This is a genomic window from Saprospiraceae bacterium, assembly GCA_016712145.1.
In the GTDB taxonomy this organism is placed as follows: domain Bacteria; phylum Bacteroidota; class Bacteroidia; order Chitinophagales; family Saprospiraceae; genus Vicinibacter.
On record JADJRO010000003.1, the window covers coordinates 893,291 to 912,209 of the forward strand.

The window sequence follows — 18,919 nt, forward strand, 5'->3', positions numbered from 1 at the left end:
AACGCTATTCAAACCACGGCCGACAATAATTGGTTTTTCTACAAAGAATCATCAACGCTGTACTTAATTTATATTAAAAAGTCAAGCTATTTTAGGTTAGGACAAGTTTCTAATAACAACTAACAACAATCACCTATCAATTATTTTATTTCACACAGAGACGCAAAGCCACAAAGAAATTCACAAGTTCCTACAATCAACTATCAACTATCAACTATCAACTATCAACGATCATCTATCAACTAACATTAGTAATGCTGCTATTAATTTAATATCGCGCTAATAGTTTGAGAAGAACTGTTTTAGCTGCTGTAGGTACCGGAGTGCCCGGGCCGAATATGGCGATCACTCCTTGATTGAATAAAAATTCAAAGTCCTTTTCCGGAATAATCCCGCCTAGAACCACCAAAATATCAGAACGGCCAATTTGGTTTAATTCCTGAATTAACTCAGGGACCAAGGTTTTATGACTCGCTGTGAGTGAAGAGATCCCAATCACATGGACATCATTTTCAGCAGCTTGCTTTGCAACTTCAGCCGGTGTTTGAAATAGTGGGCCAATGTCAACATCAAAACCCAGATCAGCAAATCCGGTTGCGACAATACGGGAGCCGCGGTCATGTCCATCTTGGCCTAATTTTGCAACCAGAATGCGAGGACGTCTGCCATTTAGTTTGGCAAAGTCGTCTGATAATTTTATGACTTCATTCATCATCGGCTTTTCCTGAAAACTTCTGAAATATACACCAGAAACAATTTTCGGATCAGAGGAATAACGACCAAACACATTTTCAAGTGCCTGGCTGATCTCTCCAAGACTGGCACGAGCCTTTGCTGCCCGAATGCAACATTCCAGTAGGTTGCCATTTCCTGTGCGAGCCAGGGCTTCTAATTCGTTTAAACAAGCGTACACTAACTCTTGATTCCTATTTAACCGGATGGTTTTTAAAAGTGCTATTTGTTCTTCACGGACTCTGGCATTATCGACTTCCAGAATTTCAAATTCAGAAGCTTCCTGCCGTTCATTATAAATATTTACTCCAATGATTGAATCGATGCCAGAATCGATTCGCGCCTGTTTTCTTGTGGCTGCTTCTTCAATTTTTAATTTAGGTAAGCCAATATGAATCGCTTTTGTCATCCCTCCTAATTCCTCAATTTCCTGGATGAGCTTCTTGCTTTTAGTGTATAACTGATTTGTCAAATATTCTATTTGATAGGATCCTCCAAAAGGATCTACTGTATTACAAATTTTTGTTTGTTTTTGAATATATAATTGGGTCTCTCTTGCAATGCCTGCAGAAAATTCACTGGGCAATGCAATGGCTTCATCCAGTGAATTTGTATGTAAGGACTGGGTGCCTCCAAAAACTGCAGCTAGAGCTTCGATACACGTTCGAGCGACATTATTGAAAGGCTCTTGCTCGGTAAGGCTCCAACCCGAAGTTTGGCAATGGGTTCTTAATGCCAGTGATTTTGGATTTTTAGGTTTGAATTCTGCAACCAATTCTGCCCATAACAACCTGGCAGCTCTTAACTTAGCCACTTCCATCATAAAATTCATTCCAATTCCAAAAAAGAATGAAATCCTGGGAGCAAAATCATCTATGTCTAAACCTGCCTTTAAGCCGGTTCGGATGTATTCTAATCCATCTGCCAGGGTATAGGCTAGTTCAATATCCGCAGAAGCTCCAGCTTCTTGCATGTGATACCCGCTGACACTTATTGCATTAAACTTGGGAAGATTTGTTGAACAATATTTAAAAATATCGGATACAATTTTCATGGAAGGTTCTGGCGGATAGATGTAAGTATTTCGAACCATGAATTCCTTCAAGATATCATTCTGAATCGTACCGGATAGTTTCTGACTTGCTATGTTTTGCTCTTCGGCCAATGCAATATAAAATGCAAGAATTGGAAGCACGGCACCATTCATGGTCATCGATACTGAAATCTGATCCAGGGGAATCTGATCAAATAGTATTTTCATATCCTCAATACTATCAATGGCAACGCCTGCTTTGCCGACATCCCCCCGAACGCGTGGATGGTCGGAATCATATCCACGATGGGTAGCTAAATCAAATGCAACGGATAGTCCTTTTTGTCCTGCTGCAAGATTTTTTTTATAAAATGCATTGCTGTCTTTGGCATTGGAAAAACCAGCATATTGTCTGATAGTCCATGCTTGATTTAAATACATGCTTGCATAGGGACCTCGTAAAAAAGGGGCAATACCTGAAACATAGTATTTATAATTTTCATCCAACTCAGAGGGAGTCAAAAAGGATTTTATGACAATCGATTCTGAGGTTTCAAATGTGTGTACTGCATCCGGCGTAGGAAATTCCGGATGACTCCATTTTAGATTTTTGATTTTTTTTAAATCTAACATGCAACAATTAATTATACGTTTTTCTGTTGCTTTTCCAATTTGTTACAAGTCCTGAATTCATTTTAGGAAGGCTGACTTGCATCATATAAATTTTCAGTGCGGCTAAAGCGGCAGCTTCTTCAAACGCTACATCATTGTGTTCTGCTAAATAGGCTTCGTAATTTTTTAGAATAAATCCGGTATCAAAATCACCCCGAATAAATTCGGGATGATTTAAAACATAGCTTCCAAAATCAAGGGTAGTTTCAATGCCCTTAATTTGAAATTGATTGATTGCTTTTTTTAATTTTTCAATTGCTTCCAAGCGATTTGTTCCATGTGAGATCAATTTTCCAATTAATGGATCATAATGTATTGGTATTTCCATTCCTTCACAATATGCATCATCCAATCGGATGCTTTGATCTGCAGGTGGGCGATATATCTCCAGAGTTCCGGTACTTGGTAAAAATTGATTCAATGGATCTTCTGCACAAATACGAAGCTCAATACTGTGTCCATTGATTTTTAAGTCTTGCTGATTTAAATTTAATTTTTTACCATCTGCTATTTCAATTTGCAATTGGACCAAGTCAATACCGGTTATCATTTCAGTCACGGTATGCTCAACTTGTAAGCGCGTGTTCATTTCAAGAAAATAATAATTCAAATGCTCATCGGCTAAAAACTCAACAGTTCCAGCACCTACATAGCCGCAAGCCAATGCGAGTTTCAAAGCATCTTGTCCCATTTTTTCGCGAAGTTCTGAGGATAAGCAGCTTGAAGGGGCTTCTTCAATAATTTTCTGATGCCTTCTTTGAATACTGCATTCACGTTCAAATAAATGAATGCCATTGCCAAATGAATCTGTAAAAATCTGAATTTCTATATGTCTTGGTTTTGAAATATATTTTTCAATAAAAACGGAAGCATCACCAAAGGATGCCATGGCTTCATTTCCAGCTGATTTTAATTGTTGTGCTAATTCATCCAGTGAATGGACAATGCGCATTCCTTTTCCACCACCACCGGCGGAAGCTTTAATTAATAATGGAAATCCAATTTGAGTGGCAATTAAATTGGCTTCTTCTAATGATTGAATCGCATGATCCGTCCCGGGAACTAAAGGGACGTTCATTTTAGTAGCAGTTTGTTTAGCTCCAATTTTACTTCCCATTTTTTCCATTGCGGAAGCTGGTGGTCCAATAAATTTTATAGATGTTGATTCAACTAATTTAGCAAAAGCCGGATTTTCACTCAAGAAGCCATAGCCTGGATGAATGGCATCTGAATTTGTGTCGATTGCTGCTTGCAAAATGCGGTCCATTTTTAAATAGGAATCCCTGGATGCAGCTTCTCCAATATAAATTGCTTCATCTGCAGCAAGGGTATGCAGCGCATAACGATCTGCTTCACTATATACGGAAACTGTTTTAATTCCCATTTTTTTTGCAGTACGGATTATACGTAAAGCAATTTCTCCTCTATTGGCTATAAGTATTTTACGAATCATAATTTAAACTCAATTGAATGCTGTTCCATAAATGTTCGGCAATTTGTTCTGTTAAGTTTTCTATGCTATACGAACCCGATAAGGGATCAAGTGTTTGATTTAAAAAAGCTTCATGTTGCAAAATCTGCAATAGATGGACAGAAGTGCGCAACCATTTTTTATTTTTATACTCCATAGTTTGATCGGAAGCTGGTAATATGATTGCATCCGGACTTGAGAGTGCGGCTGAAAGAGCAATGCTAGATAAACTGATCAGGTTTGAATTAATAGAATCATTCAATACCGATGTATCAATGGTAAGTTCAAAATGGGAATTGAAATTAATTCGGAAGACCGTTTCAAGTCGAAGTAAAAGCAATTTGAGCGCACGGACAGAAGCAACATTTAGCAGAAAGTCGTGGCTAAGATTTATTGATATAATTAATTTCTCAGATGTCAAATTTGTTTTAGAAAGAAAAGTAAGCAGGTCGCTTATTTTACTTGTCCAGGAATTGGTATTGTATGTTGGGAAGGAAACGAAAATATGTTTAGTCTTTTCTGTAAAGTCACCGGTGACAAAGTTGATAAAAAAATCAGAACCTGGATAATTTAATAGGATGTACGCTTCAATTTCATGTGCTGTCGTGTTATGATACACGTTCCAACGACTCGTGATGAGGTCCAATTGAATGTCATGAAGCAAGGTATCAAGGTATCCACGATCAATGGGTGCATTGCATTCAAGACTAATATAATCTGCTCCATTTTTTAATGCATGGAGTAAAAAGTCGTTGTTCTGTTTAGCTTCGGTAAGTTCTAAATGAATCCCACATTTCCAGTGCTTAGAAGGCAATGAAGCTGAAAGAATTGTGCTCGCCATCAAACCTTCTGTATAAAATGGAAATGCCTTGACCGTAATCGCGTCATCAATTTTCCGATCTGCCTGGGCAATTTCTAGATTTGGATTTTCTTTTTTAATTTGTTCGATCCAAGAATCTAGGTTTTGTTTTGGCCAGATTTGATATATCGAATCTGAATTCATACACTCAGATAAAGGAAATGAGAATTTTATTTTTTTCCACTTTGTCGCCTTTTAAAACAAAAATGTTTTTAACGACGCCATCATGAGTTGCCCGGAGTATGTTTTCCATTTTCATGGCTTCCAAAACGATCAATGGATCCCCTTTTAAAACGGTTGCATCCGGAGCGACTAAAATTTCCAATACGACTCCCGGCATTGGAGCAAGTAAGGCATCCGTATGTTTGGCTTTGCCTTCATGATAACCCAATGTTTGAATTAATTGTTGAATGGGTCCATTAATTTGAACTTGGATAATTTTATTGGAACTTTTTAATTCAATACAATTTTTTTCAAGATTTGCATTTATAAACTCGAAGTTAAAATTTCTATTTTTATGCAAAAGGTAAAATTGATTTGTGTTTATTTTTTTCAAAGGAATTGATTCAATTTCATCAAATTTTTTTGAATCTTAGTATTCCTGCAAATAGCCTGGTAAGTTGTATTCGTTTTCATATTTTAAAGGTGTGCAAAGATACAATCAAATCCAGGGAACTGTAACTATTAATCCTTATCAAAATACCAATCTGCAATTTGTTTGCCAATTGAAAGTCCGGCAGTTGCAGCGGGTGAAGGCGCATTGCAAACGTGGATCATATTCGAACTGCGGAGGCGAACAAAATCCTCAACCATTGAACCCTGATCGTCTACAAGTTGTGCACGAATTCCAGAGCCAGCAGCTACCAGGTCTTCTGGTTTGATACCAGGAGTCATTTCACTGGCTTTATGTGCAAAGTAGGTTTTAGAATAATTCCTGCGATATTCAGAAATTCCGGTTTTCCAATGTTTGGCAATCAATTTCCAAAAACCGGGATAATTTAAAATATCCATGGTATCCTTTAAATCAAATGCATGGTTTGAATATCCTTCTCTATCCAATACTAAAACGGCATTTGGTCCTAAGGTTTGATCTCCATTCATCAAGCGGGTGTAATGGATTCCTAAGAATGGAAATTGGGGATCAGGTACCGGGTAGATGAGTCGTTCGACAATATCTTTTTTTTCTTGTTTTAGTTTAAAATAGTTTCCTTTGAAGGGAATGATTTTAAAATTTAATTTTAATCCACACATTTTTGCAATCCGGTCTGATTGGAGTCCGGAGCAATTAATAAAAAAATCAGTAACATATTCAGATTGATCTGAACACCGGACAATTAGTTCACTGTTTATTTGTTGTACGTTTATAATTTTTTTATTTGTTTCAATGCGGGAATCATTTTTACTAATATTTAATGAAAGGCTTTTAACTACCTGTTTGTAGTCGATAATTCCAGCTTGAGGAATTAGAATCGCCTGTAAACAGCTTACATTTTTTTCAAGTTCTGTTACCTGGTCCTGATTTAGTAATTTAATATTCTGGAGTCCGTTTTGAATTCCATTATTATAAATTTGATTTAATTTAGGAATTTCACTTGCTTGATTTGCTACAATTAATTTGCCGATTAAATTAAACTGAATGTCTTGTTTATTACAATATTCCACAAGCATTTGATAGCCTTGTATGCAATTCCAGGCTTTGTACGATCCTGGTTTATAATAAATTCCGGAATGCATAACACCCGAATTATGGCCCGTTTGATGCATTGCAGGCTCAGCTTCTTTTTCTAAAAGCAGGATGCGTAAATCCGGAGATCTACTAAGCAACATATAGGCTGTAGATACCCCCACAATGCCAGCTCCGGCAATCAGTACATCGTATTTCATTAAAAGAACAGAATTAATTAATATTTAATCCAGCGCAAGGTTTTTTGTGAAGAACCATTATGAACTGTCATAAAATAAACTCCGGATTCATAATTGGAAACCTGAATTAAATGATTTGTAGTTCTGTTTACATGTGTTAATATTTGTCCCGCTGCATTGAAAATGGTATAGCCAAATTGATCTGGTGCATTTTTAATTTCAAAATATTCAGACACCAGGCTTGGAATAATATAAACTCCATCTAGTGTTTGTGAGGTTTCAGTAGTAGAATTAGTAATTGTTTTACAGAAAAATGGTTTTGCTTGTTGCAATAAAAAATCGATGACTGCTTCATTGTCATGGGTAGCATGTTGATTGCCCTGGTATATCCATGTTTCGTAATAAAGTGGGTCCATCCCAATATTTTTTAGTCGTTCTGTAATTACACAGGTTCCATAGGCAACTGGATAGTTATTTGAAATAAAGGTATAGTTATAGTATGGAGGCCTCGCATCACAAGGAACCACCGGATCTTGGATTTGATGATAAGAAAACACTGCAATTTTATTATCCGTATTGATTGCATTGGTATCCAGTAATGCTCCAAAAATATTGAAGACACCCTGAATTTTTGAATCATAACCATTTTGGTTAAGTACTCCTTCAATTGGTCCTAAATCGGAACGTACTTTCGTCCCAATGGGTGAGATGGCGCCTGTTTCTTTTGGTTTTTCAGATGCCAGATCAAGAAATGCAGCATTCAAGGCAACAATTGATCCAGCGCTTGCACCTCCAATCCAAACCCTGTCTAAATCAATTCCATATTGATTGGATTTTGCTTTTAAGAATCGAATGGCTCCTTTCATATCGGTGGCACCCCGGTAACCAGCTCTAATAATTTCGGCAACATCATAAGAAAAGGGTGGACCTAAGGTCGGATAAGGTCCATCAAAGCCAATTCTATAATCTATGGTAGCAGAAACAATTCCCCGGCTCGCCAGATCACTGCAAACGGCAGCAAAATCTTCACGGGCGCCTTGAAAAAAACCACCTCCGAATGCCCAAATGACCAGCGGTTTTTGAATTTCAGGAGATCCAATGGGGTAATAAATATCCAAAAACAAGGAATCTTGTATGTCTCTGTAATCTGGGAGTATGCCATAAAGCAATTTCTTTTCTGATGCAACTGCAAAACGCCCAGACGAGTAATCGCATTGTGAAAACCCATGGAATGTAAAGCAGCTGATTAAAATCAAGGCAAGATATTTCATACTTTAATTGTTTATACAAAAATAGAACAGGACTTAATAGGGTGTTGTTGCAGGTTTGTTATTTAAAATATTCTCAATTCGTTCATTTACTTCTTTTGTTAGTAAAGGCAATGCATCTAAAGATTCAATGGTTTCTTCCAATTGTTCCAATCGGGTAGCCCCTAAAATGACTGTACTTACGTTTGGGTTCTGTGCACACCAGGCAATTGCCAATTTAGGAAGTGTTGTATTCAGTTCTTGTGCAAGTTGATTTATTTGGCTTGCAATTTTTAAATTTTCAGGAAGTAAATTTTTTCTTTGAGCCATTGATATTCTGGCAAGGCCATTCGACTTCCTTCAGGAATTTGATTATTGAGATATTTTGTAGTCAATATCCCGGATGCTAATGGAGACCATATGGTCGTGCCAAGTCCAACGGTTTTAAAAATTTGGCTGTATTCAACTTCAATTCGATTTCTTGTAAGCATATTGTATTGAGGCTGTTCCATGGTAGGTCCGATTAAATGATTTTGTCTTGCCCAAAGATGGGCTTCCATGATTTCCTGGGCAGACCATTCAGACGTCCCCCAATAAAGGATTTTTCCGGCTTGGATTAATTGATTCATAGCCCATACGGTTTCTTCGATGGGTGTATTTTTATCCGGGCGATGGGCAAAAAACAAATCCAAATAATTTAGTTGCATTCGAATTAAGGCTTCATCGCAGGCTTCCCGAATGTGTTTGCGACTCAACCCGGTCATATTGGGTCTTTTATCTCCACGTCCGAAAAAGACCTTACTGGATACCAGATAACTGCTTCGATCCCATTGCATGGATTTAAGAACCTGACCCATGATTATTTCTGCTTTACCGTGTGCATAGACTTCCGCATTGTCAAAAAAGTTAATGCCTTTATCATATGCATAAGCCATGAGCTTAGCAGCAAGTTGTTGGTCTACTTGATTGTGAAAACTCACCCAGGAACCAAATGAAAGTAAACTCAGTTGTAATCCGGAGTGCCCTAATTTTCTGTATTGCATGTCTTGATATTAAAAAATAAAGGGTTGCTTGATTAAAGCAACCCTTTAATATAAATACTTATTTAAATTTACTTAAACACAACTTTTGAAAAACTCTCTCCTTTGTTGAAATGAATTTTCAAAAAGTAAATACCGGATTTAAGTTCATCGCGATTGATTGTAACACTGTTTGAATTTATTCTTGAAATGGTGTTATAAACCCGTCCGTTTAAATCCAATATAGTAATAGATTGAATTGGAAAAGCAGCATCTGTTTTTACAACAATTTGATCTTGTGCAGGATTAGGCACCACATTTAAACCAACTGCAGACGGATCTAGATTCGTAGTTCCTGTATATCGGCTCAGATCACAATTGAGACCCAATGCCAAACAAGCTCTAGGTTTTACATAGTTGATTAAAGTATCAATAAAGCGAAGTGCTTTTGCTTTTGACATATCTGGATTTGTCTGTAAACCTCTTGCATGATTGATGTTAGTTGCTGGATCCCAATAATCCCATGGACTTGAATCATATGGACTTTCTCTTACCAATGGATACAGACCATCCAATCCATCATTTAATTGATTAGCAGCCAATGTATATGCGTCGTTAAATAATTTCGATTGTGCAGTAAATACATTGTTGTTACCAAATGCAGTATTCAAATATTGAATGAGGTAACTTCCTTGAACCGGAACTACTTCAAGGGGTGGCGTTACTGGAACTAACACAAGACCTTCTTTATAAGGAGCAAATGGGTCGGTTGTACTATGCATAGAAATAACCGGAGGTTGACCCATGTCAATCCAGGCAGAATCCCCAACAGCTCCACCCATATTGACTCCAAGTTGAAATCCGGATTGGTAACCCACATGGTTTGGATAGCATAAAGTGTCACCATCTGGAACACCCAGCAAGGCGCCAAATCCAGGAGGAACTGTACCCACCGTGGTACCAATTAAATTTCCATTGATTGCTTCAATAACCATTGGAAGAATTCCGACGGGTGTATTGATTAAAAATTTACCATTAGAAGCTGTTGGAATTTTTCCATAGCTGTCTAATGCACCTAAGTTAGCTGCAACATAACCACCGGTTCCTTGTCCCCATATTGTGATACGGGAAGTATCAACACCAAAACGATTGCCAAATTCAGTTACATCCTTTTTAAAGAATCGAATGCAGGTATGTCCATCCTGAACACCACGATATGCAGCATTGATTAAGGTATATACACGAACGTCTTTGCTTGTATTAACAGGATCCCATCCAAGACGATAGTCAACGGATGCAACAACGTATCCCATTTTAGCTAATTGAGTACAAATTTCAACACAGGTTGAATCGCGTCTGGTACCACTTACACTTCCATTTTGTGGATAAGGTAAAAAGTTGCCTGTATGATAATACAAAATTAAAGGCCGAGTGGCCAAATTGTCACCGGCTGGACTGTAAATATCCATTACCAGAGGCTGTGGCATCGCTTGTTTAAAACGTGGATCCGCAACAGTTAAAATGGTTGCGTTAACGCCATAAACAACGTTCGAGTCAACTTTTACTTCACTGAATACCTGGTCAAGATATCGCTGATTTTGTCCGTTTAACAAAGTCAGGTTAAGTAAAAGAAAACAAAAGAGTAAAGTTTTTTTCATATAAAATTAATTTTTATTAACAATGATTATTTTTTCTTCCATTCATATAAAATCGTAAAATAACTTAAGCGACCTATGGATGGTCCGCCATATGCTTCATAATGTTCGTTGTTTAATAAATTTGAAGCACCAAGTTTAAAAGTGGTATTCCAATTTGAATTTCTCCAATTAATTTGTGCATCCATTAATCCGTATGCAGGTAAATAACCGGTGAATTGTGGTGAACCTTCAAAAATAAAATCCTGTACCCATTTATAATTTATATTGAATCCTACATTCCGAATGGTGCCACCGAAAAAAGAAAAATAAATATCCCTGCCTGAAAAACCAAGAGTGTATTTGTTTTCAGGTGTATTGAAAGCAGGTATTATTGGATCGTCTTCATTGGTCTTAATCAGTTTATTGTAAGAATAATTTCCGCTCAACGCAAAGAAACTGGAAAAATAATAATTAATCCCTGCAGAAAATCCTTGTGTTTGTACTGTGTTGATTGAATTGGCAGAAACTCGATATGCCTGAGGATCTTTTGGAAATCCGGTAACTGGATCAAATCTTGATTTGATTCCGATATTATAACCAATAAAATCTTTGTACGTACTAAAGTAATATCCTAAGTCAATAAACGTGGAGTTAAACAAACTGGTTCGTATTCCTAATTCAAATGTTTTTACACGTTCTGGACGGATTGGATCAACAAAAGGTGGATTTATGGAGTCTTTTCGGATATACTCAATAGGAGTGGCCCGGTTTCCAAGATAATTTACAAAGGATTCAACCGTAATCAAACTATCAAATCCGGAAAGATTTCCTGAAAGGATGGCTCGTCCTACATTCAAATGTAAATATTGGTCAGTTAATGTTGGATTTCGAACGGCAGATGAAAAGGAAGCACGTAGGTATGTGTTTTCTTTAGGTTTATAAACTAAAGAAGCTGCAGGTGAAGAGATGAGATCAAAATTTTCATTTTTATCAACACGCAATGCAAGATTTACATTTAATTTATTGTCGAATAATTTTTTATTAATTCCTGAATACAAACCAAATTCGAAATTTCGAATTTTCCGTCCCATGGAGTCTGTAAGAATGGTACCATCTGAATTGGGACTGTACCAGCGCATGTTTCCACCTACTATTAAATTTTCTAAAAAGAAAGGTTCAAACGTGTATTCCCCTTGGACATGGTACAAAGCGGATTGGTCATAAAACCGAGTTCCCTTTTCAATGGAATTTGATTTACCAGAAGTAATAATATTAAAAAGCGAATCAAATGCTCGTGTGCCAGGTGTTAGAAAATCAATTGTTTGTTCAGAAGGATTCAAACTTTTTTTATTTGCAAAATCTTCTGCAAGGCTATGCCAGCTGCGTAAGGTATCTGCATAATCCACCAACCATTTTTTTGCCGCGTTAAAATCAAATTCACCCATGCCGGTATTTGGATTAAAAATAACTTTTGGATAACCGAGGGCCCACATTTTTGAGGGGGAGTTATTATTTAGCAACCAAAAGGTTCTGTAATTATTTGCCCAAATTTCATTGTTTTTAGTATAATCCAATAAGCGAATGGCAGTGAAATAGGGATCATAAGAATCTCCTGCGTTTTCATTGGTTGAATAAGCCCTTAAAAAATATTTGTTTGTTTTTTGAATTTCTATCCGATTTTGATAGAACAAAATATTCTTGAGTGAAAAACGATTGTCTCCCTGATACACCGTTGTGCCGCTGCCAAAGCAACTGGCAATAATTAACTCAGGTGAATTGAATTTGTTTTTTGGATTTAACCGCACATGTACCGCGGCATTTCCTTTGTAATTTTTTGTATTGTAATCTACCAGATCTTCTTCTTTGTATCCTGTACGATAAAAGCTACGCAATCCCGGATTGGTCCAGTAGTTGGATTCAGTCCCTGACAAGGTATTGTTGCTTGTAAGGTCATTTAATGAATAATATTCATCTCCATAAATATTCACAGCATCCCATCTACCCGGATTTGGAATGTTATTTAAATAAAATAAGGAATCTTTTTTAATATTGTCTACAGGATTAAAATTATTAGCGACCCAATCATAGGCTTTCATAAAAAAGAAATTGGCTTTAAAACCAATTAAATCATTTCCAGATTTATTTTTAATTACATCGGCATAGCGAATTCCAGTTTCAATTAAATTTCGTTCACCGGTTTTTATCATAGCTGAAAGTCCTTTGTGGTAAAACGGACTCTTGGTTTCCATTTTAATGACACCATTAAAAGCATTGGGTCCATAAAATGCAGAACTGGCTCCTACAATTAAATCAACTTTTAATACATCCAACTCAGAACAACCAAGGAAATTTCCTAAAGAAAAATTTAATCCAGGTGCCTGATTATCAACACCATCAATAATTTGCAAAGACCTTACCGGACTGGTACTATTAAATCCTCTGGTATTAACTACTTTGAAACCGAGACTTGCTGCAGTTAAGTCAACATCTTTTAAAGAACCAAGTCCATCATAAAAATTGGCCGATGGGGTTTCTTTAATTGCAATTAAATCCATTGATTCAACGGTAAGTGGGGAAGATTTTTGTTTGTCACTGATTCTTTGACCACTCACTTCAACAACATCAATTAAAATGGATTCAACATCCAATTGCATGTTGATTTTTTTTCCTGCTTCTGTATAGTTTAATTCTTTTGTAGCATACCCGCTGTATCTAAATTCCAAAACAAGGGGAAGGGTGAGGTTCGTTTTTAATACAAAATCACCATCAAAATCCGTGGTGGTTCCTTGAGCTGTTCCTTTTATCAATACGCTGGCTCCAATTAAGGCTTCGCCTGTTTTTGCATCTGTCAATTTTCCGTTTAGGACTGTTTGCGCAATAATATTTCCAGAAATACTGAAAAAGAAGCTATAATAAATTAGAGATAACTTTAATATGTAGTGAGCTTTCATTTAAACTTGTCTGAAATTGGGAATTTTGTTAAAATTCAAAGGCAAGTTAACGAAATCATTGCAATTCCTAATTAAATTATTAACAAGATCCGTTTTAGAACAGTCGGGTTAATTTATTTTTGAATCTAAGATAGAGTCCTAATTTATATATATCTAAATAAATCATTTTTGGATTGTTGCTTAAAAGATTTTGAACGAGTTTTCGCTCAATGCTTTTATACAGTTTAAAAACCAACCAAGTGGGTACAAAGGATTGAATCTTTTTAACGGTGGATTCAAGTTTTGTATTCAGTTTTTTATGATGGAATTCTAATAGTAATAAATTTTTTACAGCGCTTGCAGTTTTTCGTAAAAATATTCTGGAACTATAGAGACCTAAGTGTAACACTTCATTTTCAATTTGCACAATTTGGATCGCATGTTCCTGAAGTGTTTTTGCCCAAAGGCTGTCTTCATGCCCATAAACACTAAGGGTTTCATCAAAAGGATGTTTTAGTAGAATGCTTCGGTGTGTAATAAAATTTACTGTATGAAATGTTTGGTAAGGATGTGCGATTCGTTTGGAAATCGGTGGATTTTCTCTAAGCATTCCATATTTCCAATGCAATTTTAACTGATCAGTTTGCGGTGGAATTTTATCATAACAACACGAACCGTAATAGACGGATTGTACATTTAATTTAATTGCATTTAAATACGTTTGAATGAAATTAGCATGGATTAATTGTACGTCGCAATCTAAAAATAATAACCAGTCAAATTGAGCTAAATTGCCTAAGCGATTTCTGGATGCTGCGCGTCCACAGTTTTTTGAATTTTCAAAAAATTTAACGCAGGATTCTGATTTTAATTCCTTAAAAATAGCCTCAAATCCTTGATCTGAAGCGTCATTTAATAAAATGATTTCAAATGGTATTTGACCATGTTGAAATTGCTCAATAACTTGCCGTACCAAATTTCGCACATCAAAATTGTAAACTGGAATTAATACGGATAGCATGTCACAAAGTTATCTATAAAATGAAACCGGAGCTTATGATTTTAAATCATTTAATATTATCATATGAAGCTTTAAAGCGTCACTTATTCTAGTAGGTCATTTTAGTAAACAGCTCAATTACAGTCAAATCCTTGTATAAATAAAGTCCACGTTTGATCTCATGTGTTTTAATACATCCTCAAAATAATTTTCATATTAAACACGATGCTGTTATTCTTGTTACATTTATAGGACTAAATTAGTGAAGGCATGACTTTATTGGAAGAAAGTGATATTTTGTTGAATTCTAATGATTTAATTCGTCGAATTCAGTCTAAAGTTTTAAATTCGGATCGCATTACGCCTGAAGAGGGCTTGTATTTGTATGAGCATGCCAGTCTTTCCGAATTGGCTTATTTAGCAAATTACATTCGGGAGAACAAGCATGGTAATAAAAGTTTTTTTAACCGTAATTTTCATATAGAACCTACCAATGTCTGTGTCTATACCTGCTCTTTTTGTTCCTATTCGCGCTTGATAAAAAAGAGGGATGAAGGCTGGGAGTATACCCATGAGCAAATTATGGACATTGTGAAATCGTTTGACGATAAACCTGTTACAGAAGTTCATATTGTTGGTGGTGTTTTACCAAAATATGATGTAGACTTTTATATGAATCTTTTTAAGGCAATCAAGATTCACAGACCTGAATTGCATATTAAAGCACTTACCCCGGTTGAGTTTCATTACATATTCAAGAAAGCGAAGATTTCTTATGAAGAAGGCATGGAGCGCATGCTCCAAGCAGGATTGGATTCCTTGCCTGGTGGAGGTGCAGAAATTTTTGATGAAGTACTTCGTGAAAAGATTGCGGGTGGAAAATGCAGTTCAGAGGAATGGCTGCGAATTCATGAAATCTGGCATGGCCTTGGTAAAAAATCAAATGCCACGATTTTATACGGACATCTTGAAACCTATGCCCATCGGATCGATCATTTAGAGCGATTGCGAGTACTGCAAGATAAAACAGGAGGTTTTCAAACGTTTATCCCTTTAAAATTCAGAAATAAGGATAATGAAATGTCGTATTTGCCTGAAGTTAGTATTTTGGAAGACTTAAGAAATTATGCGGTGTCCAGAATTTATCTAGACAATTTTGAGCACATTAAAGCCTATTGGCCCATGTTGGGAAGGACAAATGCACAACTCAGTTTATCGTTTGGAGTCGATGATTTGGATGGGACCATTGATGATACTACTAAAATTTATTCGATGGCGGGATCAGAAGAACTAAATCCTGCAATGAGTACCGGGGAGTTGGTGCAATTGATTCAACAAGTTGGACGTACGGCTGTTGAACGGGATTCTGTATATAATATCATTAAAGAATATCATGAAGGAGACCTCGTTAATGCCAATCCATATAATTTTTACAATTTGCCAGTAGTGTAGTATGCATACTAAAAAAATGTTTATTCTTCGCCATGGTGAAACGGATCAAAACAGGAATGGCATTGTACAAGGGAGAGGCATTAATTCTACTTTAAATGAAACGGGTATCCATCAATCGAAAGCGTTTTACCATCAGTATAAAAACATTCAGTTTGATCATGTCCGTTGCTCAAGCCAACAAAGAAGTTACCAAACCATCCAACATTTTGATTCGTCAGACAGGCCAATCCTTCGTGACAGCAGATTGGATGAAATTGGTTGGGGAGAACATGAAGGGAAGGCAGGAGATCCGGAATTAATGGAAAAATATTATCGAATTATAAATTCCTGGTCCAATGGAAATTATTCTGATGCTGCACATGGTGGTGAAAGTGCATTGGAATTGAGTTTGCGTCTTCAGTCCTTTTTAGAAGAGGTTCATAATTTGGATTTTAAAATTGCTTTAATTTGTACGCATGGAAGGACCTTGCGTGCCCTGATATGCCTTTTAAAAAAGCAAGAACTCATGCATATGGAGTTGGTTTACCACAGCAATACCGGTTTGTATGTTGCAGAATTCAATAACAACGATTGGCAAATCATTTTAGAAAATGATTGCAACCATTTATCTAAAAGTATCGAACGTTGAGAGTAGCTTGTGTTGAGTATCTGAATGCCTTGCCATTTACAGATGCTTTAGAATCGTTGTTTGAAAAAAATCAACTCAATTATATAAATGCAGTTCCATCGAATTGTGCCAATTTATTAAAAACAGGAGCGGTAGATTTGGCTTTATTGCCCATTGGGGCCATTTCAGATTTTGAAAAACTGTATTTAATTTCAGATTTTTGCATTGCTTGTGTTGGGCCGGTTCGAACGGTTAAATTATTTTCAAATCAAGCCATTGAGTCCATTGATGCAATTTTATTAGATCATGCTTCCAGGACTTCTAATGAATTATTAAGAATTTTACTTAAAGATTATTGGAAAAATTCCTCAATAAAATTAATAAAGGAATCAGATGAAATACCAAATGTAGAATTTGCAAAATTAAAAATAGGGGATGCTGCATTTGAACTGGAAGGTAGGTATGCCTATGAATATGATTTAGGTGAAATCTGGTATGCTTTAACCGGATTGCCTTTTGTGTTTGCAGTTTGGGTAGCTACCAAGCAAATTCCCAAAGAGCTACAAAATATTTTAAATGAGGCATTTAAAAAAAGCATTGCATCTATAAATCAGCTCATTTATAAAAAAGAGGAATACAATTCACAAATTCTTGAAACGTATTTTAAACAAAACATTCATTATGAATTGGATGTGAATAAAAAGGAGGGAATGAAGCAATTTTTAAATCGAGCTGGAATTTCAAATTGTTTAATAGATTAAACATACGCCTTTTCCGATTCATCCAGCTGACTAGTAATTTTTTATATATATGTTTTATTAATATGTTACAAGTTTTTGATTATCAGATGCTTATTGTGATAAAAAAAAATGAAAGATTTGAATCAAGTCCATTTATTTTTTGCAATTTTGCAATCCTTTTAAAGTAAATTAGAGTCCATCCCAAAAATCGATTTAAATTTTACTTTGGAACCAATCGTAGTGCATAGTATCAGTGATCCTGTTATTGTCTGGAATAACATTCTGAATTTAATTCGGAATTCTGTGCCTAAGGAAAATTTTAGAAAGTGGTTTGAGCCCATTGTTCCTGTTAAGTTGGTTGATCAATCCTTGACCATTCAGGTACCTAATAAATTTTTTTATGATTGGATTGAATCACATTTTTTATCGCTATTAAGATCTTGTGTTCGTAAAGAGTTAGGTGATCGAGGTAAATTGGAGTATCAAATCTTGATGGAAGATTATCAGAAGCCCCAATTGCTATCAAAAACGAAAGTCAGTCAACAACATGATTTTGAAGATCCGGGAGTTATAACCAATCCGTTTGTGATACCCGGTATTAAAAAAGTGAAAATTGAAACCAATCTTTCACCAGCCTATCAATTTGAAAATTTTATTGAAGGCAATTGCAATCGGGTAGCCAGGCAGGCAGGAATTCATATTTCCCAAAAACCTGGAAACATGTTTAATCCCCTGGTCATTTATGGGAATGCCGCTTTAGGCAAGTCACATCTTATGCAAGCCATTGGGAATGCAGTATTAAAGCAATTTCCTGAAAAGACGGTATTATATACCAATGCAGAAAAATTTACAAACCAGTTTATCAGTTCGGTAAAGAATAACACGGTCAGTGATTTTTCGAATTTCTATCATAACCTGGATGTTTTGTTATTGGATGACATTCAGTTTTTTGCTGGCAAGTCTGGTACGCAGGAAATATTTTTCCATTTATTCAATCAATTGCATCAAACGGGAAAGCAGATCGTATTGGCATCTGACAGAGCCCCCAAAGACTTAAATGATATCGAAGAACGGCTCATCAGTCGATTTAAATGGGGCCTCACAGCAGATTTAACCGTTCCGGATTTTGAAACCAGGATGGCCATTTTATTGACAAAGATGGACCAGGGGCAGATCCAATTGCCATCAAATGTGATGGAGTTTATTTGTCAGAATATCAAATCAAATATTCGCGAGTTGGAAGGTGTGCTCATTCGGATCATAGCAGAGTCCTCCTTGAATTTTAAAAAAATTGACGTAGAATTGGCTAAAGAAGTAGTTCAAAACTATGTGAATCAGGTAAACCAGGAGTTAACCGTCGAATCGATAGCCAAAATCGTATGTGAGCAATATAAGATACCGGTTGAAAGGCTGGTGGGGAAAAGCCGGCAGCGACAAATCGTGATGGCGAGGCAGACAGCCATGTATTTTACCAAACAATACACCCAGAAGTCCTTGAAGCAAATTGGGGAGTATTTTGGTGGAAAAGACCATGCGACGGTGCTTTATTCCTGTAACATGGCAAAATATTTAATAGATTCTGACCTTATTTTTAGAGAAAGAGCAGAGAATATTGAAAAGAAAATACAGAAAAGCCAACGATTTAAATAGAATTCCT

General features: G+C 36.2%; 13 protein-coding genes and 1 pseudogene. 4 read left to right on the top strand and 10 right to left on the bottom strand.

Annotated elements, in window-relative coordinates; genetic code table 11:
• Nucleotides 1-268 precede the first annotated feature (268 nt).
• The 10 genes and pseudogenes from scpA to IPK91_16370 form a co-directional block, all read right to left on the bottom strand.
• On the bottom strand, nt 269-2,398 hold the full coding sequence (scpA, locus tag IPK91_16325) for a methylmalonyl-CoA mutase (protein ID MBK8298806.1): 2,130 nt from the start codon (nt 2,396-2,398) through the stop codon (nt 269-271).
• A gap of 7 nt (nt 2,399-2,405) precedes the next feature.
• A complete protein-coding gene (locus IPK91_16330) occupies nt 2,406-3,887 on the bottom strand; it encodes an acetyl-CoA carboxylase biotin carboxylase subunit (protein ID MBK8298807.1) in 1,482 nt (493 codons plus the stop codon).
• Nucleotides 3,880-4,911, bottom strand: a complete 1,032-nt coding sequence (locus IPK91_16335; GenBank protein ID MBK8298808.1) for a hypothetical protein — start codon at nt 4,909-4,911, stop codon at nt 3,880-3,882. The genes IPK91_16330 and IPK91_16335 overlap by 8 nt, the downstream gene beginning before the upstream one ends.
• 4 nt (nt 4,912-4,915) lie before the next feature.
• Complete coding sequence (locus IPK91_16340; GenBank protein MBK8298809.1) at nt 4,916-5,107, bottom strand: hypothetical protein; 192 nt, start codon at nt 5,105-5,107, stop codon at nt 4,916-4,918.
• Between the two features lie 344 nt (nt 5,108-5,451).
• On the bottom strand, nt 5,452-6,651 hold the full coding sequence (gene lhgO / locus IPK91_16345; protein MBK8298810.1) for an L-2-hydroxyglutarate oxidase: 1,200 nt from the start codon (nt 6,649-6,651) through the stop codon (nt 5,452-5,454).
• A 17-nt stretch (nt 6,652-6,668) separates the two neighbouring features.
• On the bottom strand, nt 6,669-7,901 hold the full coding sequence (locus IPK91_16350) for a carboxylesterase family protein (GenBank protein ID MBK8298811.1): 1,233 nt from the start codon (nt 7,899-7,901) through the stop codon (nt 6,669-6,671).
• Nucleotides 7,902-7,934: 33 nt separating this feature from the next.
• Nucleotides 7,935-8,920: pseudogene (locus IPK91_16355) on the bottom strand (aldo/keto reductase).
• Between the two features lie 68 nt (nt 8,921-8,988).
• Nucleotides 8,989-10,554, bottom strand: a complete 1,566-nt coding sequence (locus IPK91_16360; GenBank protein ID MBK8298812.1) for a T9SS type A sorting domain-containing protein — start codon at nt 10,552-10,554, stop codon at nt 8,989-8,991.
• A gap of 26 nt (nt 10,555-10,580) precedes the next feature.
• Nucleotides 10,581-13,484, bottom strand: a complete 2,904-nt coding sequence (locus IPK91_16365) for a TonB-dependent receptor (protein MBK8298813.1) — start codon at nt 13,482-13,484, stop codon at nt 10,581-10,583.
• A gap of 94 nt (nt 13,485-13,578) precedes the next feature.
• On the bottom strand, nt 13,579-14,484 hold the full coding sequence (locus tag IPK91_16370) for a glycosyltransferase (protein ID MBK8298814.1): 906 nt from the start codon (nt 14,482-14,484) through the stop codon (nt 13,579-13,581).
• Nucleotides 14,485-14,733: 249 nt separating this feature from the next.
• On the opposite strand from IPK91_16370, the gene IPK91_16375 reads away from it, so the two are divergent.
• From IPK91_16375 to dnaA, 4 genes are all read left to right on the top strand, one after another.
• Nucleotides 14,734-15,915: a CofH family radical SAM protein gene (locus IPK91_16375; protein MBK8298815.1), complete on the top strand. Its 1,182-nt coding sequence runs from the start codon at nt 14,734-14,736 to the stop codon at nt 15,913-15,915.
• Between the two features lies 1 nt (nt 15,916).
• On the top strand, nt 15,917-16,543 hold the full coding sequence (locus IPK91_16380; protein ID MBK8298816.1) for a histidine phosphatase family protein: 627 nt from the start codon (nt 15,917-15,919) through the stop codon (nt 16,541-16,543).
• A complete protein-coding gene (locus IPK91_16385; GenBank protein ID MBK8298817.1) occupies nt 16,540-17,283 on the top strand; it encodes a menaquinone biosynthesis protein in 744 nt (247 codons plus the stop codon). Before IPK91_16380 ends, IPK91_16385 begins: the two co-directional genes overlap by 4 nt.
• 228 nt (nt 17,284-17,511) lie before the next feature.
• Nucleotides 17,512-18,912: a chromosomal replication initiator protein DnaA gene (gene dnaA, locus IPK91_16390; protein ID MBK8298818.1), complete on the top strand. Its 1,401-nt coding sequence runs from the start codon at nt 17,512-17,514 to the stop codon at nt 18,910-18,912.
• Nucleotides 18,913-18,919: the final 7 nt, after the last annotated feature.